We start from the raw sequence: 24047 nt of genomic DNA, 5'->3' as shown, positions 1-24047 counted from the left end.
ATTTATCATGACTAGGCTGCCCCGGCATTCTGTAGAGCCTCGCACCTCCTTTCAGAGGATCGACCTCGGCGATCATACACCTATCGTTCAGCCGACCATCTCTCAAGCCGATGGCATCGAGATCGAGGCGGCGCAAGTAGGTGTTGGCAAGAGGCACGCGCCAACTTTTCGGGATAGGCCGTTGCAGGAACTGCCGGTTGGGGCCACAATCGGGGCGGCGGTGGAGATCGACTCTGTCGATCCAGTCTCGCGCGTCAATTTGGACAAGACGCGCAGCCAAGTAGGTGAGACCGCGCCATGTTCAGAACTGGCTCGGTTAAATGGCCCCAATCTCGCAGGCAACCTGCTCTCGTTCGTCACGCCGCACTTACGTCATTGGGACGTTCTGCGTGCAGACAAACATGGCCTTTTTCTCGAAACTCTGGCTGTTGCGCTGTCGGCGGCGCCAGAGGATTCGGTGTCACGTGAAGGGATCGGTGTGCTGCAGCAGGAGCTGCGGCGGCTAGTTCTGCTCCGGCAGAATCAGAACGGCTTAATCAAAGGCTAGCAATGGCCGAGGTTGACCGAGGGCAACACCTCACGCGTATTCCACCGCCAAACGTGTCCAAAGACCGTGAGGTGCCGCTGATCTCTGAACAGGAGCTTGAGTTGCTCTGCGCGCTTTCCTATGTCCACCTTGCTTGTGGGAACAGCGCCGAAAGCTTGGCTCTGCTGCGATTCGTGGCTCACGAACGCTCTCAGAACGTCGACCTGCTGCGCATTCTGGCCTACGCTCTGGTCTCAGAGGGCAGCGGCCATGAAGCACTGGCGGTATTGGATAGGCTGGACACTCTTGACGGCCAGCCGTCTTCGCGCCTGCCTCTGATGCTCTTGCGCAGTCACGCCCTGCGCAAGAGTGGCCGCATGGCTGAGGCGCGAGCCACCTTTGCACGCTATGTTTCGTTGCGGGGCAGCGCAACTCGGTTCGAACAACAATAGGGGCTGCTCATGGCCAACGTCCTACGCAACCTTATTGCGCGCGCGCCGGCCCATCCGGACTTGATGGTCGCGTTGGTTCTGCTTCTGGCGATCGCCCTGATGATCATACCGATCCCGATCGTAGCGATCGACACGCTGATCGGCTTCAACCTTGGCTTGGCGATATTGCTGCTGATGGTCGCCCTGCATCTCAACACGCCAGTCGACTTTTCGTCCTTGCCGGGCGTGATCCTTATCTCTACCGTCTTTCGTCTGGCGCTTACGGTCGCAACGACGCGGCTGATTCTCGCTGAGGGTGATGCCGGTAGCATCATTCACACTTTCGGCGACTTCGTCATATCGGGCAACATCGCCGTCGGAATTGTCATATTCCTGATCGTGACGATGGTGCAGTTCATGGTTCTCGCCAAGGGCGCCGAACGGGTCGCAGAGGTGTCGGCGCGCTTCACACTCGATGCGCTGCCCGGCAAGCAGATGGCGATCGACGCGGAGCTGCGCAACGGCCACATCGATCAGCACGAAGCCCGCAGCCGGCGCGCCGTGCTTGAGCAAGAAAGCCAGCTTCACGGCGCCATGGACGGCGCTATGAAATTCGTCAAAGGCGACGCCGTCGCCGGGCTGATAGTCATCTGCATCAATATGCTAGGTGGGATCAGCATCGGCCTGCTTTCCAGGGGAATGTCGCTCGATGAGGCGCTGCATCAATATACGCTGCTGACCATAGGTGATGCGCTAATCTCGCAAATTCCGGCGCTGCTGCTGTCGATCACAGCCGCAACTATCGTCACCCGCGTCAACGGGCCCACCAGGCTCAAACTCGGTGCCGATATCGTCAACCAACTTACAGCGAGCACACAAGCACTACGGCTGGCAGCCTGCGTGTTGCTTGTGATGGGACTCGTGCCCGGTTTCCCCCTGCCTCCATTTGTTATCCTGGCCGCATTCTTTGCCGGCGCGAGCTATTTCAAGGTTGGTACGCAAAGTGGGAAGATAACCGCCAAAACGGACGCCCGTGTCACCGGTTCGAGCCCGGGCCCAACACAAGCCGAGAAGCAGACCGTCCCTACGGAGGCACTTCCGATCGCGCTATTCCTCGCACCCAATCTGACACATGCAATCGGCAAAGGGGAGCTCGAGCAATGCATCGGACGCGTTTCGGCGCTGGTCTCAGCCGATCTTGGCATCACCATTCCACGCATCCCCGCCCAACTCGATCAGAGCTTAGCTGAGTCGCAATTTAGGGTGGATGTCGAGGGAGTCCCCGTTGAAGCGGATTTCGTTGATCCGGCGCAGCTCATGCTTAACGATGACGTGGCGAACATTGAATTGAGCGGTATCCCGTTTCGGCAGGAGACGGACACAAACCGGATCTGGATCGAACAAGAGCATGCGCCGGCTCTCAAAGCCGCCGGAATAGGGTATCATAGTCCTAGCGAACTCGTCGGCTTACGCGTCCATTCGACATTGACACGGTACGCACAGCGCTTGCTGGGCATTCAGGAGACGCGTCAATTGCTCAACCGGATGGAGCAGGAGTACGCCGATCTGGTGAAGGAGGTGCTACGCACGACGCCGGTTCCCCGGATCGCCGACGTCCTGCGCCGCTTACTGGACGAGGGCATCCCCATTCGCAACACCCGCCTGGTGCTGGAGACGCTGGCCGAATGGAGCGAACGCGAGAAAAGTGTCGTGCTGCTCACCGAATATGTTCGCTCCGGTCTGAGTCGGCAGATCTGCCATCGCTATGCCAATGCCCATCGTGTCGTGGCCGCCTTTATCATCGAGCGGGAAACTGAGGAGATCGTGCGTGGTGGGCTGCGTGATACCGCTGTCGGCCCCTACCTCGTCTTAGAGGATTCGCAAACCGAGAAGCTGCTTTCCCAATTCCGTCGGATCCATGCAAGCATCGCATCGGGTCAAAGCCGGCCGGTCATTCTGGGTTCAATGGATATCCGGCGTTTCGTCCGCGGTTTTCTCACCCGCAACAGTATTGATCTACCTGTTCTGTCCTACCAGGATCTCGCCTCCGATTTCACGATCCAGCCGGTTGGATCCGTCACACTCACGGAAACGAAGGAGACGGTTCCGTCAGCGGAGCGTCGCCGCCCGGTTGCCGCGGCCGGTTGATGGAGCAGCAGTTGATCGTGGGATGGACCTGATGAGACAACCACAAGCAGGGCAGCAGCTGCGCTCCATTGGCGCGGGCTCGTGCTCTAGGCTCCTCGCAGTGCTCGCTGTTCTGCTGGTCGGCGGTTGCACTAGCTTGAATAAATCATCTATTGGAGTAGCGGAGGCGCCAGGACCAGAGATATCAGCTACCAAGGATGTCGATCCTGCCGTGCGCGAGCGCGTTGTGCACGCATTTCGCCAGGATGCTGGTGAGGACACTCTGCGCGCTGCTTTGAGCCAACGGCCCGGCAACGTTGATGTTGCGATCCCTCTTGCGCGGGCCTTACTGGCGCGAAAGCACGCGGATGAGGCGCTTCAGATACTGGACAGCGTTTTGATTGCCACACCCGGTGATCTGCGTGCACTGAACGCGAAAGCCGTGGTCCTCGACACCGAGGGACGCCACTCTGAGGCCCAAGCGCTGTATCAACGTGCACTTGCAACGGAGCCAGACAACGAGATGTTGCGCAACAATCTGAACCTTTCGCTCGCACTCAAAGGCAAAGCCGACAGCGGAAGCGCCAGTTTGCGTGCGCCGTCCGACGAGGCTCATCCGTTGATAGACTGGAAATAACCAGCGCCTCAGACATGCGCTGGCATCGCTAACCGCCGTGAGCAGGACGTCGGCTGCATCGTCTCCATCCTATTTGCCGAGCACGCGCTGCAGTGCCCTTAGTACGGATCGTCTGTTGTTCAGATGCGGAGGCATTTGAGATTGCAGGGATTTGGGGGTCGAGAACCCCAAACTTGCAATTTCGTTTTATGGATTCATTTTCGGGGCGGGGCATAATTCTGTGCCGGGACGATGCGGCCGAAGAAGCACAAGACGACGTGATCGAACGATCTGTTCCGGGCTCGACTCGACCAGATCATCAATCTGAAGCACGAGCTGGTTCTGCTTGCCGGCAAGATAGATTGGGACTGGATCGATGGCGAGATCGCGCCGTTCTACAGCGAGAACGGCCGGCCGGGGATTGAGACCCGCTTCATGACCGGCCTGTTGTTGCTCAAGCACATTTACCGGCGGTCCGATGAGGGGGTCTGTGAGCGCAGGGTCCACGACCCGTATTTCCAGTACTTCACCGGCGAAGAGTTCTTCCAGCACGCGTTCCCGCACGAGCGCTCGGATCTGCGGGTCGGCGACAATCTGGAGTTGCTGCTGGCCGAGAGCCTGCCGGTGGCGCACGAGGCCGGCGCGTTGCGCAGCCAAGACCTCAAGCGGGTCACGGTCGACACCACGGTGCAGCCGAAGGCCATCAGCTTTCGGACTGACGTCAAATTGCTGCATGCAGCAATCCGAGGGCTGAACCGCCTGGCAAGCAGGCACGGCGTCAGGCTGCGGCAATCCTATTCTCGCGTGGCATCGCGGGTGTAGGCGCTATCGAGGATCCACCAATTCGACCATACATAACTGTTCGCTCTCTTAATTTTTGCATTGAGTTCAGGCCGGCGAGGCGCGGCAGAACTTCATAAAATGCTTAGTTGACGACTAGCTTGCGAAGACGTTCTCCCGGACGCACAAATCAATCAGAATTGCCTCAAGTCGACGAAATTAGGTTGCTGCTCTGCTTGACGACACTCCGCGCATCTGTTCTGCGGGGTACGCCGGACGAAAAAAAAGAGGGGCCGTTTTGTGGATCGAGGCGGCGGGGCCTGTTACTGCAGCTTCGGCTCCAAGTCGACGGGCTTGCCGCAACGATTGTTTCATGCCTCTGCGTATCGCGAACAGTCTATTCGCGCGAACATGCGATAAGAGCCGTGCATTGCCGGTAAGTTCGCCGAGCCATGCTAGGCAACCTTCGCGGAGGGATGCTTCGTCGTCTTGAGGCGCGTTACACTGCATCGGCCGTCGACGCTGACAGGCGCGTCACCATCGATTGTGGCACGATGGACGACGCGATGCTGGTCACCGTAATCGTTGACCGCATAATGCTGCGTTGCGCGGTTATCCCAAATTGCGACATCGCCCTCTTTCCAGCTCCAGCGCACGGTGTTTTCGGGCGCCGCGATATGAGACTGGAATAGATCGAACAGCCTCTGACCGTCGCGCTTTTGGATATCGATAAACCTTTGCACCAGATCGCCGAGCACCAGCGCGCGCTCGCCGGTCTCGGGATGTACACGGACCACAGGATGCTCGGCCTCATAGATCGTTTTAGTAAAGACCTCATCAAAATTTTCTGGTCGATTTCGCGAACACGGCAGGTCCCGGCGTAATCGAAGGCGTTGCTGTGAACGGTCCAGAGTTCGTCGGCAAGCCGTTGGATGAGTCGCCTTGCGGATTCTTCAACAATAAGGGTTAGGGTCACTCGGTTTCGAAGGCGAACCTCGCGCTACGGGTACTCTCGAGCAAGCACCATGCCAGTCGGAAAACGAAGCTGTGAAGGTCCGTCAGCTAGCTGATCGGATGATAATTCGAACAGTTGCCAGGAACTCGATGCTGCCCCCTTCCTCTTTCCAACCCGAATCCGTCAAAAACCGGACGGAAGCATTTGAGGCGAGCGCCTGGGTCGGCGGGGAAAGGCATAGGGCGCATAATCGACAGGAATTGTACCGCTCGGCCCCCGAAGAGAAAGGCCGTACGGTCCTCGTACAATGTCGGGCAGCCAGCCGTGCGTGCCGTTCTCGTCCAGTATGCGCCTTCCACTCAACTGTTAGCGGCAATCGGCCAAGTCTCGAGCCGCATCTGCGAACGAGCCATCACCGGCTCCCAAGGTGTCCGGGACCTGCCCTGGCGGCAATCACGGCCGGAACATCATCCGCTCGAAATGGAAGAGGAATAGACGAGCTTGGAAGATCTCCAAACGATTGAACTACGGTTTCATCCAGGCGAAAGCCATTGAACCGCGGCACTGGGATGGCGATGTTCTCGATGCACCGGCGTCCGAGCACGGTGAGGCAGATGTTCTGCATGGCCCCGCTGGCTTTGCCTAACAAACCAAAGATATGTCCACTCCCAGTCTTTATAGGTGTTTCAATGTTGTCGAAGTAATTACCTTCGACCAGTGCTTGCACAGATGATCCAGCATCCACGGCATGGAAGAATCCGCCGCTTTGTTGCGCATTCGTGTTGTGGAAATAATTGTTAACGAGATGAATAACGGCGTGCGCACCGTCAATGTGCGGCGCCCGCCCCGAGATCTCATGGAAATAATTATTTGCGATAGTGATCGTCTGCGGGACACCGAGAAATAGGAGATTCCAATAGTGCTCCCCGTTGCAATAGGAGGAATAGGTATCGCTGCCATCGAAGTCGTTCCAAGAAATCGTAATATTCGTCGTAGGGCCAAAGCCGCCGGCAATCATCTGTCGCCCGATATTATGAAATCGGTTGTGATCGATCCAAACCAGGTCGGCTCGCGCAATTGCAATAGCATCACCGGCAAATATCACGCCTTGATTGACATCACTGATGGTCAGGTTGCGAATAACGACGTTGCTGACCCCATTCAGGCGCAGCCCCTTCCCTTTGATTGTAGCGCTCGGACCAACGCCGATCACTGTTTTGTTTGAGCCAATTTCCAGCGGGCGCTTGCCGGCCCGGTCGAAGCCGACCAACGTCTTCTCCTTGCCATCGCAATGCGCGTCGTTGCCATCTAGGAGGAGAAGGGACTCACGCTTGTAAGGTGCCGAACAAGCGCGGCCGTATTGGCATCCCTGCCCCTCGCCTCGCCCTTCCGTACCGGTAAAATCTATGGTTCCGATTACCTGGATCTCGCGCGGACTATTGTCATTGCACTGCCCGAAGCTGTACGAACGACATAACTCATGATTCAGAGCTTCGGTTGATCTCACCTGAACTATCTCGCCTCCAAGGCCGCCCGTCGCTGCAGAGCCAAAGCCGTTGAGGGCTTCCGATCGCACATTGTTCGATCCGAGCACGGAAGAGATGCCGAGAACGACAGCAAGTCCGCCGAGCACGCGCAACGAACGCTTGATGTGCTCCATCGTGTCTTTTCTAAACATTAGCTCTCTCTGCTACCCGGAAATCCGCACGAGAAACTGGACTTTCGACCTGAAATGCTGAACTGGAATGGGCCATCAGCATGGGGCGTTAACGCCATCACATCGGCCTCAATAAGGCAGGGACGGAATATTGGAACCCTGCTAAACAACAGCCGAAGTGTGCAGCCGCAGGCTGCCGTACCAACTGCGACGGATCTGGGTAGCCATTGAGCCACTCACGGCCGATGAAAGCAGCGGTCGATGCTTCGAGAGCTCGGTCAGAATGAAAGCAAGATGCTATCCCACGGCTGGCCCTAAGGCGCACGGCTCGAAGACGACGGCTGGACCGGCTTGCAAACGCTCTTCGATCTACCCCCTTCCACACATCATAGGTTAGCTGCCTCAGCGCCAGCGTGCGCGGAGGAATGAAACTACCCAGGTAGGCTTTTTCTGTGATCCGGCATGAGGCGCACCGCAGTTCAAATCAAGAGCCGCCCGGCTGTCCGTTGGGCGCCGGGTGGCTTCGCCCATGTACACGCCGCCCGCCTTCCGAGTCGTCGACAACGCCTCATCGGAAAATGCGCGAGGCAGTCAGCGACACTGATCACCGCCACTCACGAAGGGCTTGTTGGAGCGCTGCCCGTAGTATTCGACGAGAGCGAAGGCTCCATGGGCAACATTTACGCGCGCCTGGCGCGTTCGAGTCCGCATTGGAAGCTGACGCCGACTGGCGAGGCCATGGCGATTTTCGCTGGGGCGCGGGCCTATGTCAGCCCTTCCTGGACGTGACCAAGCATGACACGGGCGAGGCCGTACCGACGTGGAACTATGTCGCGGTGCATGCCTACGGTCGAGTTGAGTTCTTCGATGATGCCGATCGATTGAGGGGAGGTCGTCACGCGGCTGACCGATATGCAGGAGTGCTCGGGCAAAGTTGGGCTATCTCCGACGCTCCTGCCGATTTCGTCAAGCGGGGCTCAAGGGGATTGTCGGTGTGCGATTGCAAATTGCACGGCTCGATGGCACGCGGAAGATGAGCCGGAACCGCAATACGGCGGATCGCGCCGGCGTCATCGAGGGCTTATCCAACAGCGACGGTGAGGAAGAGCGTCGTGCCGCTCACCTCATTCCGAAAGGATGACGAACCCGAACGGCTTATCGTAAACGACCCGGTGCCACGTGGATTTTCTCGACTTCCTCGACTGCTCTCCATCAGCCCAACGACGTGCTGGCGGCGGCGGGTTTCTGCTCGCGTCAGGCGCCTCACGCATCACAGAAACGTGTATGATGCCATTGAACGCGCGCCGTCTATCGCGAGCGGCAGCCGTGGCGCCCAGGCTACGAGGCCAACTTCGCAGAAAAAACGATGCACCAGTGGCGGCCCATGGGATGGTTCGCACGGCATCGCAGCAATGCTTTTGCATTGAGATCGGATTTACGAGCGCGGCGCCGGCTCTTTATTGTCAAAGCCCCCCTTCCCAACCAGTTCAGCACCGACTCCCGCAAACGGGTTAACCTGATCCGCCTCCGAAGCTCTGCTCAAGCTTGGGCGAGGGTTGCATGCAACTAAAACTACTTTCCCGATTGATATCGCCCTTCCGGCTCAAACAACGATGCTTCGAATGACGATTGCCGTCGCATCTCGAACACTGCGTCTGCAGGTTTCGTTTGATTGCGCTTGATGGCTTGCAATTCTGTAGAGATTAGCAAAGGGCCAGCGAGCGTGTGGAATCTGGCATGCGGTCGGGTTGCAGATTTTCTGACAGTTCGTAATCAGCGGTCGCGCCAACACTTCCAACGGGCAGCAAGAAACGCGAATGTCTCAAGTTATCAAGATCGCGCAGCTTGCTTCTGTCCTGATGATCGGGGATCGGGGACTCCCGGAGCACCCCTGCTCGGCGACCCACTCGACCTCAGACGCTCAAGAGACCTGTTCCGCCCGATCCACGCCCTCCGGCGCAACGGGCATGCTGAACTGAAAGACGGCTCCGCGAGGATCATTGGCGCCCGCCCACATTCGGCCCCCGTGCGCCTCAATAATAGAATGGCAAATGGCCAGCCCCATGCCCATACCTTCGGATTTGGTGGTGTAAAACGCCTCGAACACGCGCTCTGCGCTGTTTGGATCGAGTCCTGGACCCGTATCCCGAAAAGCGACCACTACATTATTCGAACCATCAGTCCGCGTAGCGATCAGTAATTCGCGCTCGCCTTCGTTGATCTCGCTCATGGCCTCGATGGCGTTCGTGATCAGATTGAGAATCACCTGCCGCACCTGAACGCGATCTGCTCGAACGAGCGGCAACGCCTCAGGCCGTCGGGTTCGCACCCACACTTCATGTTTTGCGAGTTCCGCGCCAACTAGGGCCAGCACCTCCAAGATCACTTCGTCCATTGCAAGAAGCTCCGTTTGTATCGGAGCCTTATTCATAAGAGCGCGGATCCGGCGGATCACATCCCCCGCGCGCATACTGTCACGGACAATCAAACCGAAGGTCTGCCGAACCTCTTCCAGATTTGGGGGTTGAGCACCGAGCCAATTTAGCCCTGCCCCCGCATTGCTGCTGATCGCCGCAATCGGCTGGTTCACCTCATGGGCGATCGAGGCGGCCAGCTGTCCCATTGTCGTGATCCGATTGGCGTGTGCAAGGCCCATCAGAGTTTCGCGATAGCGTCGTTCGCTTTCACGGGCTTCCGCTTCCACTTTCTTTCGCTCTGTCAGATCGAGGACGAAGCCAACACCGTGGTCCTGTCGCTCATCGAATACGGCGAGGCCAATTAGCACCGGCACGCGGCTGCCATCCTTCCGAATATACTCTTTCTCGAACTGCTGAACAGCTCCGGTCCTTTTTGCTTCTGTCCGAGCATCCATTGTGCGCTCGTGCCATTCTGGAGGCGTCAGGTCGAGACCGTTCACTCGTCCTGCGAGAAGATCCCCTTGGTCGTATCCAACCATCGTGAGGAAGGGTTGATTTGCCTCGATGATCTCGCCCCCTTTGCGGATGATAAAGATTCCGATGACGTTAGCGTCGAGTAAGCGCCGGATTTTCGCCTCCCGTTGCTGCACTTCGCTGTACAACCGACTGTTTTCCAGCGCTGTTGCAGCTTGAGAGGCAAGCATTTTCAACACAGAGTTGCGCGCAGCCGAGAATATGCGCGGGGCGAGATTATTCTCCAGATAAAGTACGCCGATCAGCTTGCCTTGCGTGATCAGCGGCAGGCAAAGAATAGAACGCGATTTGCGCTCGCGGATATACGGGTCTTCCGCAAATGAAGGCTCGGCGGCAGCATCTTCGAGAATGACGTTTTCGCGGACACGTAGGACGAAATGCAGCACGGACTCGGGAAGAGCCATCGGAGTCACGGGCTGTTCACCCACCTTTACAAGCAGCGCATCCGCTACCGTTGTGGCTTCCGCCTCGATCCGTGGCTCGCCCTCATCCAGCAGAATCAACAAACCTCGCTCGGCGCCAGCCTGCTCAATGGCAGTCCGCATAAGCGTGTCGATTAGTTTTTGAAGCACAATCTCGCCGGAAATCGCCTGCGACACTTTTGTCACCGTCGCCAGGTCAAGATGCTCAACCGGAGCTCCGATCCTCATGCCATTCACGGCAAGCGTGGTCTCCTCATGGTTGAGATGGGGATTCAGCTCCTCGAGTTGACGCACCTTACCATCTGCTCCCCAACGAAGGTAGCCATGCCGGGCGTCCTGCAGGTAAACCCGGGAGATCCTGTCAAAGCCGCGCGCTGCATAAAAGCGCGCTGCAAGTTCGCAAGCGACCCCCTCGTGATGGGCGAAACCGTTACGTCCTGCGGTCTGGATTGAGTGTTCGTACAGTCGCATTGCGTCCGCATCCCGGCATTCCAGCCTCGCAATTTCAGCCCCGACCAAGGAAGCCCGATTGCCAAAGTTTTCGGGGCAATTCGTGACCCATATCTGCAGCTGTCTGTGATGGGCATCAATCATTTCGCGATGTTGCTGTTGTTCGCTTTCACACAGCCTCTCGCAGTAACAGGAGAGAGACAGCGCGCCATAGAAGTGAAATTCCGCGATCAAGGACTCTGTCGGGATGGTCCACAATCGGGGCTCTGCCTTCGAGCGAGCAGCAATAGCTGCAGGATAATCGCCGGCCAGAAACCGCGCCTGAAGTTTGCGGATCCAGTAGACGGTTTCGCTCGGTGACAGCTCCGGACTGCGTTCAAATGATCGCTCGATGTCCTGCTCGTCAAATTGCTGATCATCGAAGGAACCGAATGAGCGCGTGAGGCCGCGCATGGTTCTAATAATTGCGAGCTGTGCAGTCATGGCATCAGCAGCAAACTTGACCTTTCTGTTCCGTATCGTAGCAAGGCTCTTCTCTATCTCGTTCTGCACCTCTTTCAGGGGATCTCCTGCCATCAACATATTTGAGGTTAGATGAACCAAGCTGTACGCCTCATAGATGAAATCGCCGATGCTGTTCGCAGCTTCGAGCGCTCGCCGGATCAACACTCGTCCGTCCCTCAGGGGCTTCGTCCACGGGATCACGTTGCCTCCCATCGCCAAATAGACCGGAGCCCGAAAACGAGAGAACTCACCGCGATCAACCAGATCGCACGCAAGACGACCAAATTTATCAGCCGCTTGGTAGTCACCGAAGCGGCCGGCCGAGATTCGGCCCAGCCATGCGTAGTGGGTACAAGACGCATCAGTGTTGCCGTATTCGAGGCTGATGCTGACGGCTCTGCAGATGACCAGAGCGGATATATTGGCGTCCGTGAAACCTGCGGGCGGAAGAATCCGCGTCAAGACGGAAAGCGTGGCAAGCGTGGTCTGATCTGTCATTTCAGGCAAACCAGCAAGCTCCTCGATCGCGTCTGGCAGACGTGACCACATCCGCTGATATTCGGTTAGTGTTTCTTGGTCCGTCGGATGCCGCGACCATTCGATCCCGACATCGCGAAGATATTCGAGACCTATGAACACCGCTCGGCCGTGCTGACCGAGCGTCAAGTAAAGATCGACCCGCAAACATGCGACCGTCGCTCGTTCGGGCGCGCTCAAAGCGCGCTTCGACAGCGCAGACAGGAGGCACTCCGCAACCTCCAGCCGGCCTACCAAGCATTCACATTCGGCCCGACTGGTTTCCAGTGCGAATGCGAGTTCGTGGCGCCTTTGCCACGAATCCTGCGCGAGCAGCGCAGCACCGACGGTGAAATATGTCAGTGCCGAGGCGTAGGCCGCCGACGCCCTGGCACGCTGCCCTGCGATTAAATTAAACTCCGCGAGCTGCTCTCGCTCCTGACCGGAAGCGATGAGCGCGACACCTCGATTGAGTTGACTGACAACATCGAAGATAGCCTCCTCACGTTTGTGCGCAGGGACATGTGCCGCAAGCATTCGACCGATCCGCAAATGGGCAGGAGCGCGCGAGGATTCCGGCACCAGCAAGTAAGCCGCCTCTTGAACGCGATCGTGGACAAACCGGTAGACTGTTCCCTGGCGCGCGATCAGTTCCTGCCGGATCGCCGGCCAAAGCCTCGCATGCACCTGCTCGTGTGAGGTTTCGAGCACGATCGCAAGCTCCGCCATCCCGGCGATGTTGCCGAAACAGGCAAGCTGTTGCAGCGCGTTCTGCGTTTCCTCGGGCAGCCGGATGAGCTTGCCGAGCATCAGATCGACGACGTTCTCGGTGTACGCTTTTGCGTGAATGCGCTCGAGATCCCAACGCCAGAGCCCCGGCTCGTGATCGAACGTTAACAGCTGCTCTTCGGCAAGTTCGGACAAGAATTGAATGGCGAAGAACGGATTGCCCATCGTCTTCTGATGCAGCAACTTTGCAAGCGGGGCAGCGCGTTTTGGTCCGCAGCGAAGGGTATCCGCGACCAACTGCGCGACATCGACGGCAGTGAGCGGCGACAGCGTGATCTCCTCTAGATTTACGTCGGCGACCCTGATGGACTCGAGCTTGCGTCTCAGTGGATGGCCTGCATCAACTTCGTTGCTGCGGTAAGCTCCAATCAACAGCAGGTGCAGGTCCGACTGAGTCAGAAGATCCTCGATCAGGTCGAGCGTTGCGGCATCGTGCCACTGCAAATCGTCGAGGAAGAGCACCAATGGATGGGTTCGCCGGGCGAAAACACCGATAAAGCGGCGAAGCACGAGTTGAAAACGATTTTGCGCTTGCCGGGGTGGAAGCTCAGCTGGCGCGGGCTGCTCGCCAATGATCAGGCTCAGATCGGGGATCAATTCGACCATCAGGCGCCCATTCGCGCCGAGCGCCTCCCGGAGCGCTTGCCGCCAGGTCGCGAGTTCGCCCTCACTTTTGCTGAGAAGAGGACGCACAAGACTCTGAAAGGTCTGTGCTAATGTCGCATAGGGAACATCGCGCTTCAGTTGCTCGAATTTGCCTGATGCTAACAGTCCGCGCGAGGGCACGAGTACTTTGTGTAGCTCCTGGACAAGCGAGGACTTACCAATGCCGGAGTAGCCCGCAACCAGCACCAATCTCGGCGCGCCGCTCTTCACCGCGCGATCGAAAGAGCCAAGCAAGGTATCGATGTCGCGGGCTCTGCCATAGAGCTTCTCGGGGATGAGCAACCGATCAGGTGTGTCGTCTGCGCCGAGCTCAAATGTGTCGATGCGACTGTGGTTGGCCCATGCTGCCAGACAGCGTTGCAGATCGTGCTCGAGGCCAGCGGCCGTCTGGTAGCGTTCCTCGGCGGCTTTCGCGAGGAGTTTCATCACAACCTGAGAGATTGGCTCCGGGAGGTTTTGCGATTTTTCAACAGGCGGTGTTGCTTTTCTTGCAATATGACAGTGGATCCACTCCAAGGGATCTGAGCCCGTGAACGGCAGCGCGCCGGTCAGCATCTGATAGAATGTCACGCCAAGTGAATAGAGGTCACTGCGACAGTCGACTGAGCGATTCATTCGTCCGGTCTGTTCGGGCGCCATGTATGGCAGCGAGCCGGCGATGAACTCGGCAGGCTCAGGCGGCACGCGCTCGCGGGAAAGTCGGGAAGCCAGACCAAACCCAGTGAGTCGGACCTGTTCGTCAGGACAATTGACCAGAATGTGAGCGGGTTTCAGGTCCTTGTGGACGAAGCCGCGCTGGTGAAGCTTGCCCACGGCCCTTGTGATACCAACCGCGAGGCGCAGGAAGCGCTCGGGCTCCATGCGGCTCCCGAGTGAATTTAACAGTGGCTCGCCGCATGGATCCTGCAGGACCAGCATAGTCCGACCAGCTTCCCGGATAAGTTCCAACGGCCGCGCCGCCCACGCCTCGTCTAGCTCCTCCCTCAGCTCACATTCATGGGCGAGGCGGTCGAGCGTCGCTGGGTGTTCCGCTATGGGCCGCACGACAAGGACGACAGCCCTGCTGCCGTGGATTTGCTGGCGCCACGCACGGCAGAACGCGCGATCACCGTCCTCCCACAGGGGCTGGATGTCACTGTCGACATTTGAGCCGAACAGAGTTCGGCTGAGGGAATCCCGCGGCATTTGCCCGCCCAGTCAATATGGATTGAGCCAGAATCTGACACATATGGGGCGAGCTTGTGAAGGGACTTCGCACGGGGCGAGTACCGATCAAGGCCGCCAAAGACTGGACCGCCGCAACCAAGATGCGACTTACACACCCAATACATCACCGCCTGATCGTGTCGATCCAGCCCAATCCCGCGCGCAGGCAGGCCTGCACAGCATCAGCAGCGGGTCGTGCGTCAGCTATGCCGCCGCTGATCGTCTCGACGACGATCGCGGTTCTCAGGTTCGCACGCGAATTAAGGCCACCGAAGCCGAAGCGGTATGGAGAAAACTCGCTCGGTTGCGGCCTGCAGTGGATCATAAGGAACTTGAGCCACCGGAACTCGCGATCTGCGGGGCTGATCGCTATGTTACCCCTGGAGCTTACGTTTTCCCGAACGTCGGAATTGCCAGGAGCGCTGCCTCGGAGCAAAAAGAAACACGACACGAGAAAAAGGCCTTGAACCCCACTTAACGTCAGGTTGTAGCACTTAGCTCGCGGGCTTACGAAGTTTGTCTCTTCACGGGAGAGAGTGTGGATCCGATCAATTCAATCGACCCATGGAATACGGAATCTTGGGTGCAGGGGTACGCTGCTCGGCAAGAGCAGCAGCCGGCAAGGCAACAAGCGGGTAACATGCCCGCGGGTCAAGCCGGATTTGAGCAGCAGCTGAGCGAGCTGCACCTCAGCTCCTCTGATGAGCGCTCCGCGGAGGGGAGTTCGCCTGATGCGAGCCCCGCAGACGGCGATGCGACCGCTCTGGAGGGCGAGGCATGCATCCAACGCACTGGTCTCGGCGATTCCATGCCGTCGCGGTCCAACCCGCCGACCAAACTGTTGCGCAGCACGCGTTACGGCCTAGACGCCCCTGATGCGGACTCCAACAGCTTGCGATCCAGGCGATCGACATCATCGGTGGACGCGTATCAAGCTTCATCGGAGGCTCGTGAATCATGCTCAGCGCCGCAAAGCGAACGCCACCGACTGCTGCCGCGCTTCAAAGCAGGGGTCAAGGGCATCAAGAAAGCGTTGGGGCTAAGCAGCGGAAATAGCTTGTCCGGGGCTTCGACGCAGGAAGAGGTACTTTCGACAGAGCTACGCATGTATTTCGCCAAGCGGCGTAGCGCGATTGAGCCCTTTGAGTCGGACAAAGTGCTTGTTTCCAGGTTCTTGAGGGCGTCGGTCGGCAGTGTGTTCATGCACACCGCCCAGAGGAATGCATCTCATTTACGCAACTTCAGTGCCTGGCTTAACGAGCACGAGAGAGGCCCAATTGCCGACCGGCTGAACGAGCCTGGGTTGGAGAACGATGCGCTGGACTATGCGCAGGAAGTGGACCCCGCTGGCAGCAAAAACATCAAAGATCAAGTCATTGAGGCGTTGACAAATGTTCAGCAGTCCGATCTTCCACCAGCCGCGCTCTCAGATGACGAGCAACTCATTTCCGAGTTCAGGGAGGCCGCCGAATCCGCCGGCCGCGTGCGCAAGACTGTTGATTGGTGGGTCGGGAATCTGCATAAATTCGTCATCTGGCTTCGGTCCAAGACCTTGACGCTGTCCAGCTTGCTTGACCGTCCTGATGAGTTGAAACGACTTGCGACACTCTATGTAGAGGAGGGTGGCACAAAGCATGTCCATCCGGTGCTGACAGTGCTTCGGGAGTTCCACGTTGCGAAAGCCCAGGGGCGCCCCGCAAATTTCAACCCCCAGCTACGACAGCGCTTGGCTGCCCCTCCTGCCGGAGACGCTGCGCTCATGGCCAGGTTCAGGAGGGCAGCCGTACAAGCCAAAGTTCCCAAAAACACCATTGACAGTAGTCTCATACATGCAAAAAAATTCGCTAACTGGCTCCATGAAAACAACAAGGAGCCATTGGCTCCTCGGTTTCGCGATGCCACGCTTGCGGACGATGTCGATGAGTATAAAGCGCAAGGTAACGACACTGAAAACCGTCTTCATTCGACGCTGGATCATCTCCGGAGGCTTGTGCCAGGGGGAGAGAACATCGGACCGATCGGGCCAGGCTCGCGTCTCATGGACCGCCGCCTCCTGGGCCCCCATCCCGCAGACGCCCCCCTCATCGAGGGTATGCTCGATCAAGCCTTGGGCGGCCTTGGGGACTCGACTGCGCAGCAGAGGCTGCCTTTTCAAATACTGGCTAGCCGCCTTCGCGGTTTCAGTGACTGGCTCCAAAGGGAAGGTAGGGGCAGCATAGTTGACCGACTCAGCGGGGCGCAACAGCACGCATTAGACCAAGATGTCAAGGAGTTTAGGAAGACCAAAGCTCAATTGCCGGGCAAAGCTTTGACGATGCTTCGAAACTACCTAAAAGTTGTTGAGGCGAATCGGGCGCTTGGGTTGCCCGTCTCTGGGCAAGGGTGTTCGCCAGCCGAAGCTCCTATGCAGCGCGGCAGCCCGCAGCAGCCTGCAGAGTCATATGCCGAAAGCTACGATGAGGAGTATCCTTGGGAGGTGGACCAAGCCAGCGGACAGGAACCTGCCGGGGCAACCTCCAGGTGGTCGCCGCAGTTGCCACACGACTTCGATATGCGTGAGTGGCTCACGCCGGAAGCCACGCCACTGTCGCCTGTCGCGGCTCGGTCGTCAGACATTTATCGCGGTCTCGGATCTCTGGTCGATTTGCCGTCCACACCGCACGAGTTGCGTGATGATGCTCGCTCATTTCCTGTGTCTAGCGCTTCCGCGGCTCGGTCGTCCGACATCTACGGCGGTCTAGGGTCTCTGGTTGATTTGCCCACCACGCCACACGAGGTGCGTGATGATGCCCGCTCTGTTCCAGTGCCCAGTGATTCCGGGATTCGGTCGTCCGACATTTATGGCGGTCTTGGGTCTCTGCTTGATTTGCCATCTACGCCGTACGAGGCGCGTGATGATGCTCAGTCTGCACCGGTGGCTAGCCTCGCGGGACCACCGTTCGTCATCGGGCCCTCTGGTGCGCCTCAGGAGCTACAGGATATTGGATATCTCGTCGGCGACGACTGGGGGGAGCACGGCTCCCGACCGGTCTCGCGGGTTCAGATCAACATACTGGAGAACCTCGAGCTCCTGCCGACCCAGTTCAGCGGCCCACGCCCGGTCTTGATTAACCGTGAGCTCTACTCGGTCTCGTCGGGGCCGGGAGGGCGCAGGGACTTTCAGTTCGTCCATCATCCTTGGTCATCCTCGGCTTCCGGTGCTCAGATCGGGGCTTTGGATAGGACAGCCTCACTCCACGGCCCCAGTGGACTGGGGCTGGGCGCCAGGGACTGGCTGGGCGACGAGCATATTACGGCGGATTACGAGCTCCTGGAGCAGGAGTTGCAGCGGGACAATCCCGATTTGGCCGCGCGGACGCGGTTCCTGCGGCCTGCGCAAGCCCATCAGCTGCGCTTCATCGAGAACGACGTCGACTTTCGCGAAACTATCCACGCGGTCGTCAATGACCGGGATAATAACGAGACCGCCAACTTCCTGTTCATGCCGATAAGCGATGGTGGCCGCACTGGCGGCGGTCTCCATTGGTCTCTGCTGCTTGTTGATCGCCGCGCGCCGGAAAGGATGGTTGCCTATCACTACGACTCCTCTCCTGGAGGACACAACGCCGTCGCACGGGAGCTCGCAGACAGGCTGGAGGCTCGCCTAGAGCCAGCCCGCATGGCGCGGCAGCGGAACGGTTACGATTGCGGAGTCTTCGTGGTGGATGGCACGCGGGCGCTGGTTAGGCTATTGGCGCAAAGACGATGGCCAGCCGTGCTACATCTCGACAACCTCGTCGCCGATCGGCAGGCACTCCAAAACCGACTCAGGGCTCATCCCGGCTTCGGCTGATCGAGCTGGCTGGAACGGCTCTCGCCGGCACCAGAACTGGCCGAAGAGCCGCCAATCGCGCAGCTTCCCCAATCCCTGTTCGGACGACGGGCCATGTACGAGGACGTGAACGACGTAGTGTCAGAAAGGGGCTTGTCAACGGCGCGCGGAATCTCCCCAGAAGTGACACCGCAAAATAAACTCCCAGATTGGCGGTGTGTTTCGGCGTGGAATGATGGGCTCTGACTCATTTTAAATGCAGTTCAAGGATGTCTGGCGCATTGATTGGTGGAGAATCAGCGCCATGCAGGAGGCACGCGACCGCTCCAGTCTGGTGCCACGTGGGTTTGTTGTAGAGAATACATGCTACGAGGGTGATAAGGCCGTCATCACGGTTCGGGCTTCCGGCGCTGTCGGCCTTGTGGGACAGTTTCGCGGCGTATCCATCACCGGTATCGGCGACGCGTAACTGATCTGCCGCTGTCCGGGGCGAGTCGTAGAGCTCCTGGTGATCGCCCGCCGCTCCCGCTGCGACGCCGACCTGGGCGGACGCCAGATCTTCATTGAGCGTTTCGGCGAGGGGGTATTGGCTCCATCGGCGCGACGCACGGCGAGGCTGGACTCTATCGTCCATCACCTCGGTCTGGCGCTTTGGCCGTCGACCGGCAGTTTTGCAAAACGGCTGATGCTGCCACGGGAGCAAAGACACGCTCCAGCGCGTCGTCCCACGCCGTAGCTGTCTGTCAGCTGTTCCACCCGGGATCATCGGCATTGATGACTGGGCCTGGCGGCGCAATCACCGATACGCCAGCATCATCTGGACAAGGCCCGGGTCGTCACGTTGATGCCGGATCGCGAGGCCGCGACCGCGCAAGCCTGGCTGGCTGCTCATCCCACGATCTCGATCGTCGCTCGCGATCGTTGAGGGGATATGGCGAAGCTGCAGCAAAGCCCTGCCGCACGCAATGCAGGTCGCCGACCATTGCCATTTGGTGGAGAATGCCAGCGGGGAGACAGTCAACGGCCTTTCCATCGGCGCTCGCGAGCGATTTGGGTGTCTGACGCCGACCGCCCTTTCGCGCGCGCTAATGTGAAACCCTATCCCGCTCTGGACACGGCGGACCCTTCGAGCGCACTCGGCCCGGGCTTCACCGATGCAGTGAAACCCGACACCCTCTTGCCGGAGGCCCGCGAGCATCTGCGCGTCGTAGGAAGAGCGGAGAGGAGATTGTTGTCATACCGGCCCGCGCAAGCAGGGGCGCCGGTCTGAGGGTTGCAGCGCCTCCGGCCTTGGCGGAGTGGAAGGCGGCGAAGCCCATACCAACGGGACAAGCGCGGGAGCCGCAATCGCATCGAGAACCGCGCACAGAATTCACGATGCTCTCGGCGACGTTTGTCAGAGAGCTCCTCGGTACATTTGGCAGAGGACAGGCTAGAAATCCCGCTGACGCGCGTGGTGCTGTTTTCGAGATCGATGTTCACCCCTGGCGCCGCTGGGAAGGCGCCACGCAGTCATCAACTCTGAACCACAGCACAAGGGCAGATCTGCGAGCCATTGTGAGCGAAACCGCGCCCATGACTATTCTCATCATTCCTGCTCCCATTGATCGAGCACTGACCCGCGACAAAGACACTCCTGATGCGAACGAAGCGCCCGTACAGGCCTCACGGCTCGGAATGTCGCTCGCTGCGGTTCGCAGGAGGACGATTGCCGGCCATGCGAAACCGATAGATATCTGCTGCTTAGATCGCTTCAAGCAAGGCGTAAGCTATCCCAAAAGCGGTGAAGATAATCGCAGTTAAAATGAAGAGCTGCGGAACGCCTCTTGTCGCCACGCGCACCGTGATAACATTTATTCAAGCTCTGCCGACGAGAACTTTGCCGGATCGGACTTTTGCCAATTCGATAGATCTACACCAGGATCGTACACGTGACGCTAGGTACGAAGAAGCAGGAGTCACTACTACTCTGCCTTGCTGAGCGAGCCTCAGTTTTGCCACGCTGGTTGCTTCATTGGAGGCAGCATCACCACGGATGTACTGGCGATGTGGGGCGACCCCGACGCACTTTCTTCTCGACGGAGTGCGTCGGGCCGCCTTTAATGACCCTGCCTAGCGGATCGATCAGCTACTGGTAGGTCTGACAATAGCTTCAGGTTGGCCGCTCGGGCCGCGTTTTGTCGTTCCTGTGTAGGTCAAAGAGCCGATCTCCAGGCTGCCCGACGCGGATCCCTGATGTCGCCAATTCTTGGGAGAATGATTCTGTCGCTGGATCAGCGGTTGTTTGACTGATGCAGCAGAGCAAACGCAGCTGCTTGTTGCCGCACCGGTCCGCAGCCGGACAACGAATGGAGTGTATCCCGCCTCTCCATTCAGATTACGCCGCCTGATCTTGGGGGCGAGCCTGGTGAAGGAAGCAACGAGACGAACGAACCTGCGCGTCCCTGCAGCAGCTCGAGTTCGAGCATATTTCCTACAAACATGATGACGGAAAGGACTTGAATCGCACCTTGCGTCAGGTTGTACGAAGTCGACGCAAGGTGCTTTCCCCAAGCTCGCAAAGACGCAACTCACAGGCGCCCTGACGACGGAAAAGAAGTGTTCATGTGCTGATGCCGCTGCTACTCGTTCTGCTTTCTATTTTCCTTGGCACGGGGGCGATAGTCTATGCCGCTTGCCGATCGCAAGGCCGGCGGAATCGGCGCGTGCACAGGCACAATCGCGCCAATTCGCTCAGCTCGCGCCCCCGCGTTCAACTACCAAGGCGGCGGGCATTCTGATCCTTCAGCCGCAAGATTGAGTCGTTCGCTGCAGCACCACTCGCGAAGGCCGGCGACACGCGCTACCGTGCTAAAGCGAGCGCCGCAAGTCCGATGCTTATCGACCGGCCGTTCATCGATTCGATCGAGGCCGCGGGGTCGATCCAACGCGCCGACGGATAGACGCGAAAGGCAGTTCTCGACCACTCGAGCGGTTTTTGCTAGACTTTCCTGTAATGGGTCACGCTGGTGCGAATGGCTAACCAGTCACATACCTCGAAAATCGCAGTGATTAGCCTGCGCGAAAGGCGGCATATCTCGCTCAAAGGTCGTTGTGACGGGACAATTCTACTGCAAATCGTACAAGTGAGGCTCTTATCGTGACCAAGCGCTCTGAACCGCGGAAGGAAGCCGCAAATGTCGTAGGGCCGGAGATGAGGCCGAGCGTCGTCGTCGTCGACGATGACCTCTCAATGCGCGAATCGCTGGTCAACCTATTTCGTTCGATCGGTCTAGATGTCGTTGCTTACGGATCGGCCCAGGAACTGCTCCAGAGCGAGCTTCCTGATGTTCCTAGCTGCCTCGTGCTTGACATCAGGCTGCCAGGATCGAGCGGGCTTGAGCTCCAGAGTGAGTTAGCCAAACTGAAGATTCACATTCCCATCATTTTCATTACCGCTCATGGCGATATTCCGATGACCGTCAAAGCCATGAAGAGTGGAGCAATCGATTTTCTCAGCAAACCATTTCGCGATCAGGAACTGCTCGATGGCGTAGTCGCAGCTATCGAACAGGATCGCAAGAGGCGGGGTGTAGAGAAAGCGGTCGGGAGGCTGCAGTCCTTGTTTGAGGCCCTAAGTCCACGAGAGCAGGATGTCTTGAAACTGGTCGCCGCCGGCCTGTTGAACAAACAGGTAGCCGCGGAACTCGGGCTCGCCGAGATTACAGTAAAAATCTATCGCGGGCACGTGATGAAGAAGATGGGCGCTCGATCGCTAGCCGATTTGATCAGGATGAGTGAGAGGCTTGGAATTGGCACCGACCGTTCCAGGGTACAAACCTAAGTATGATTTTACAATTTGATCGAACACGCGCACCCTTCAGCTGGCTGTCATGCTTCTGCCACCGCCTTCGCCCAACTAGAACGGGGTGTCTTGTCCAGGTATTCAACTGTTTCCGTTGTCGACGACGATCCTTCGATTCGTGCCGCACTGAACAACCTTTTGAAATCGCAGGGCCACCACGTTCATACGTTTGCGTCGGCTGAGGAGTTCTTGCGGTCGTCTCAATTGAAGAACACGTCCTGTGTCATTGCAGACGTGCAGATGCCCAGGATGAGCGGCTTTGAACTTTTGGAACAGATGCGGGCCCAGGGCCACGCCACGCCATTCATCTTGATTACTGCCGTCGCGGATGATCGTACGCGAGCCCGCGCGTTGAGCGCCGGTGTAGCTGGCTTTTTCGCCAAACCCTTTGCCGGTCTGGAGTTGATAACCTGCCTCGATGAAGCGCTCCGCGAGCATCGTAGCGGAACGGACGCGTGAAAGACGGGGAAGCAGCAGTCTCGACCACACCGCGCCCGCGCGGCGCTTACGATATCGATCCATGTGCCGCTGCCACTGCTTACCTCGTGCCCGTGGCACCATGGCCTTTCCACCTTGCCGCATTCCTGTCTCTGTTGTTGTGCCTTCGGCCTCTCATCGAAAGCACTTGCAGGGCTCCTGACAAAAACGCCACCGGTATGATCGCGTAATCAGACGAGGTGAGGCCCTCCTCGCCCGAACAAAGGTGCGCACCAACGGCGATGCTGAGCTTAGGTCGAAAGTACCACGGCAGCGGCTTGCGAAGCAGGACCTCGCCGAAAAGGGTTCACCCGAGCTTTCGCGAGTGTTCCACAGAAAGTGCGGTCCCGTGTCTGTGGAGGATGACGCGCCAATCACAGCGAAATCACGCAGCCCTTCAAGACGATCGCTGCAATCACAAAGGCTGCAGGCTGCGGATTCCGACGAAGCCGGCCATGCATTCCAATTCGAAGCCGGCCGGGTATTCCGATGTGAAGCCGGCCACCCGTGGCGTCGTTCGCATGGGTCAATTTCATGATGTCGTTGAGGGCTGGGAAGGTCAAGAGACCGGTTGATCTTGAGCAGTTTGCTTCTGCTTTCTGAGGCTCTCCCCTTTGAGTTCGATGCGGTAGGCATTGTGGACGAGGCGATCGAGGATCGCGTCGGCGATGGTCCGATGATTTCGTACCAGCGATCGACGGGCAGCTGGCTGGTGACGATAATCGAGCGGGATTCGTATCGATCCTCAACGATTTCGAGCAAATCACGGCGTTGGTCGGCGTCGAGAGGTTCTGGTCCCCAGTCGTCCAGGATCAGAAGATCGAGTCGTGCGATAGCGTGCAGCATCTTGGTGTAACGGCCATCGGAGCGGCCGAGTGCGAGCGCGGCGAAGAGACGCGGTACACGATGGTAGGCAACTGAGAAGTCGTCTCGGCAAGCCTTGTTGCCAAGGGCGCAAGCGAGCCAGCTCTTGCCGACACCGCACGGCCCGGTAACAAGGAGATTATGTCGTGCCCGGATCCAGTCACCGGCGGCGAGTTTTAGAAAGAGCGCGCGGTCGAGGCCGCGGATAGCGCGGTAGTCGACATCCTCGACGCAGGCGGCATGACGCAGCTTGGCGGCTCGAGCTCTGCTTTCGAACCGCTTTTGCTGGCGCAGCGTTTTCTCGTGTTCGAGGAGCAACGCCAGCCATTCGGCGTGTTTCGAGGCTGCGCGCTTCGGACTGGGCATCGAGGTCCTTGAAGCCTTTGGCCAGACCTTGGAGACCAAGGCTATGCAGCAGGTAGAGGGTGGGATGGGTAAGCATGCTGGATTTCCTT

At 58.4% G+C, this 24047-nt stretch carries 13 protein-coding genes and 3 pseudogenes; 11 read left to right on the top strand and 5 right to left on the bottom strand.

Going from position 1 to position 24047, the window contains the following annotated elements; all coding sequences use genetic code 11:
• The first annotated feature begins 7 nt into the window (after window positions 1-7).
• The 5 genes and pseudogenes from ABIB80_RS35650 to ABIB80_RS35630 all read left to right on the top strand — a co-directional run.
• On the top strand, window positions 8-547 hold the full coding sequence (locus tag ABIB80_RS35650; protein WP_354129240.1) for a hypothetical protein: 540 nt from the start codon (window positions 8-10) through the stop codon (window positions 545-547).
• A gap of 2 nt (window positions 548-549) precedes the next feature.
• Window positions 550-978, top strand: a complete 429-nt coding sequence (locus ABIB80_RS35645) for a histidine kinase (protein ID WP_354129239.1) — start codon at window positions 550-552, stop codon at window positions 976-978.
• Window positions 979-987: 9 nt separating this feature from the next.
• A complete protein-coding gene (gene sctV / locus ABIB80_RS35640) occupies window positions 988-3105 on the top strand; it encodes a type III secretion system export apparatus subunit SctV (protein WP_354129238.1) in 2118 nt (705 codons plus the stop codon).
• Window positions 3106-3205: 100 nt separating this feature from the next.
• Window positions 3206-3721: a tetratricopeptide repeat protein gene (locus tag ABIB80_RS35635; RefSeq protein ID WP_354129237.1), complete on the top strand. Its 516-nt coding sequence runs from the start codon at window positions 3206-3208 to the stop codon at window positions 3719-3721.
• 270 nt (window positions 3722-3991) lie between these two features.
• Window positions 3992-4510 (top strand): annotated as a pseudogene (locus ABIB80_RS35630) (transposase); the annotation flags it as partial.
• Window positions 4511-4935: 425 nt separating this feature from the next.
• On the opposite strand, the pseudogene ABIB80_RS35625 reads toward ABIB80_RS35630, so the two are convergent.
• Window positions 4936-5414 (bottom strand): annotated as a pseudogene (locus ABIB80_RS35625) (TauD/TfdA dioxygenase family protein); the annotation flags it as partial.
• Window positions 5415-5847: 433 nt separating this feature from the next.
• Window positions 5848-7095, bottom strand: a complete 1248-nt coding sequence (locus ABIB80_RS35620; protein ID WP_354129236.1) for a pectate lyase family protein — start codon at window positions 7093-7095, stop codon at window positions 5848-5850.
• A gap of 459 nt (window positions 7096-7554) precedes the next feature.
• On the opposite strand from ABIB80_RS35620, the gene ABIB80_RS35615 reads away from it, so the two are divergent.
• The gene (locus tag ABIB80_RS35615; RefSeq protein ID WP_354129235.1) at window positions 7555-7881 is read left to right on the top strand and encodes an FMN-binding negative transcriptional regulator; all 327 of its coding nucleotides are present in this window, start codon (window positions 7555-7557) and stop codon (window positions 7879-7881) included.
• Window positions 7878-8129 (top strand): FMN-binding negative transcriptional regulator, encoded by a 252-nt coding sequence (locus ABIB80_RS35610; RefSeq protein WP_354129234.1) that lies wholly within the window; start codon window positions 7878-7880, stop codon window positions 8127-8129. Before ABIB80_RS35615 ends, ABIB80_RS35610 begins: the two co-directional genes overlap by 4 nt.
• An 884-nt stretch (window positions 8130-9013) precedes the next feature.
• Here ABIB80_RS35610 and ABIB80_RS35605 read toward each other — a convergent pair.
• Window positions 9014-14575, bottom strand: a complete 5562-nt coding sequence (locus ABIB80_RS35605) for a trifunctional serine/threonine-protein kinase/ATP-binding protein/sensor histidine kinase (RefSeq protein WP_354129233.1) — start codon at window positions 14573-14575, stop codon at window positions 9014-9016.
• Between the two features lie 559 nt (window positions 14576-15134).
• On the opposite strand from ABIB80_RS35605, the gene ABIB80_RS35600 reads away from it, so the two are divergent.
• Window positions 15135-18428: a Ulp1 family isopeptidase gene (locus tag ABIB80_RS35600; protein WP_354129232.1), complete on the top strand. Its 3294-nt coding sequence runs from the start codon at window positions 15135-15137 to the stop codon at window positions 18426-18428.
• Window positions 18429-18654: 226 nt separating this feature from the next.
• Here ABIB80_RS35600 and ABIB80_RS35595 read toward each other — a convergent pair whose 3' ends face one another.
• Window positions 18655-19041: a hypothetical protein gene (locus tag ABIB80_RS35595; RefSeq protein ID WP_354129231.1), complete on the bottom strand. Its 387-nt coding sequence runs from the start codon at window positions 19039-19041 to the stop codon at window positions 18655-18657.
• A 941-nt stretch (window positions 19042-19982) separates the two neighbouring features.
• Here ABIB80_RS35595 and ABIB80_RS35590 point away from each other — a divergent pair.
• The 3 genes from ABIB80_RS35590 to ABIB80_RS35580 all read left to right on the top strand — a co-directional run bounded on the left by ABIB80_RS35590 (window position 19983) and on the right by ABIB80_RS35580 (window position 22710).
• Window positions 19983-20210, top strand: a complete 228-nt coding sequence (locus ABIB80_RS35590; protein ID WP_354129230.1) for a hypothetical protein — start codon at window positions 19983-19985, stop codon at window positions 20208-20210.
• A 1390-nt stretch (window positions 20211-21600) separates the two neighbouring features.
• Window positions 21601-22230, top strand: a complete 630-nt coding sequence (locus tag ABIB80_RS35585) for a response regulator transcription factor (protein WP_354129261.1) — start codon at window positions 21601-21603, stop codon at window positions 22228-22230.
• 159 nt (window positions 22231-22389) lie between these two features.
• On the top strand, window positions 22390-22710 hold the full coding sequence (locus ABIB80_RS35580) for a response regulator transcription factor (protein WP_502918765.1): 321 nt from the start codon (window positions 22390-22392) through the stop codon (window positions 22708-22710).
• Window positions 22711-23287: 577 nt separating this feature from the next.
• Here ABIB80_RS35580 and istB read toward each other — a convergent pair.
• A pseudogene (gene istB / locus ABIB80_RS35575) lies at window positions 23288-24034 on the bottom strand (IS21-like element helper ATPase IstB).
• Between the last annotated feature and the right edge of the window lie 13 nt (window positions 24035-24047).

It is taken from the genome of Bradyrhizobium sp. i1.15.2 (assembly GCF_040548425.1).
GTDB lineage: Bacteria > Pseudomonadota > Alphaproteobacteria > Rhizobiales > Xanthobacteraceae > Bradyrhizobium > Bradyrhizobium canariense.
This window is presented reverse-complemented; position numbering and strand designations above follow the sequence as displayed.

Bases quoted from the DNA above. Each gene is read 5' to 3' on its own strand.
- ABIB80_RS35650 (WP_354129240.1), top strand. From the start codon at position 8: ATGACTAGGCTGCCCCGGCATTCTGTAGAGCCTCGCACCTCCTTTCAG.
- ABIB80_RS35645 (WP_354129239.1), top strand. From the start codon at position 550: ATGGCCGAGGTTGACCGAGGGCAACACCTCACGCGTATTCCACCGCCA.
- sctV (WP_354129238.1), top strand. From the start codon at position 988: ATGGCCAACGTCCTACGCAACCTTATTGCGCGCGCGCCGGCCCATCCG.
- ABIB80_RS35620 (WP_354129236.1), bottom strand. From the start codon at position 7,095: ATGGAGCACATCAAGCGTTCGTTGCGCGTGCTCGGCGGACTTGCTGTC.
- ABIB80_RS35615 (WP_354129235.1), top strand. From the start codon at position 7,555: ATGAGGCGCACCGCAGTTCAAATCAAGAGCCGCCCGGCTGTCCGTTGG.
- ABIB80_RS35605 (WP_354129233.1), bottom strand. From the start codon at position 14,575: ATGCCGCGGGATTCCCTCAGCCGAACTCTGTTCGGCTCAAATGTCGAC.
- ABIB80_RS35595 (WP_354129231.1), bottom strand. From the start codon at position 19,041: ATGGACGATAGAGTCCAGCCTCGCCGTGCGTCGCGCCGATGGAGCCAA.
- ABIB80_RS35590 (WP_354129230.1), top strand. From the start codon at position 19,983: ATGACTATTCTCATCATTCCTGCTCCCATTGATCGAGCACTGACCCGC.
- ABIB80_RS35585 (WP_354129261.1), top strand. From the start codon at position 21,601: ATGAGGCCGAGCGTCGTCGTCGTCGACGATGACCTCTCAATGCGCGAA.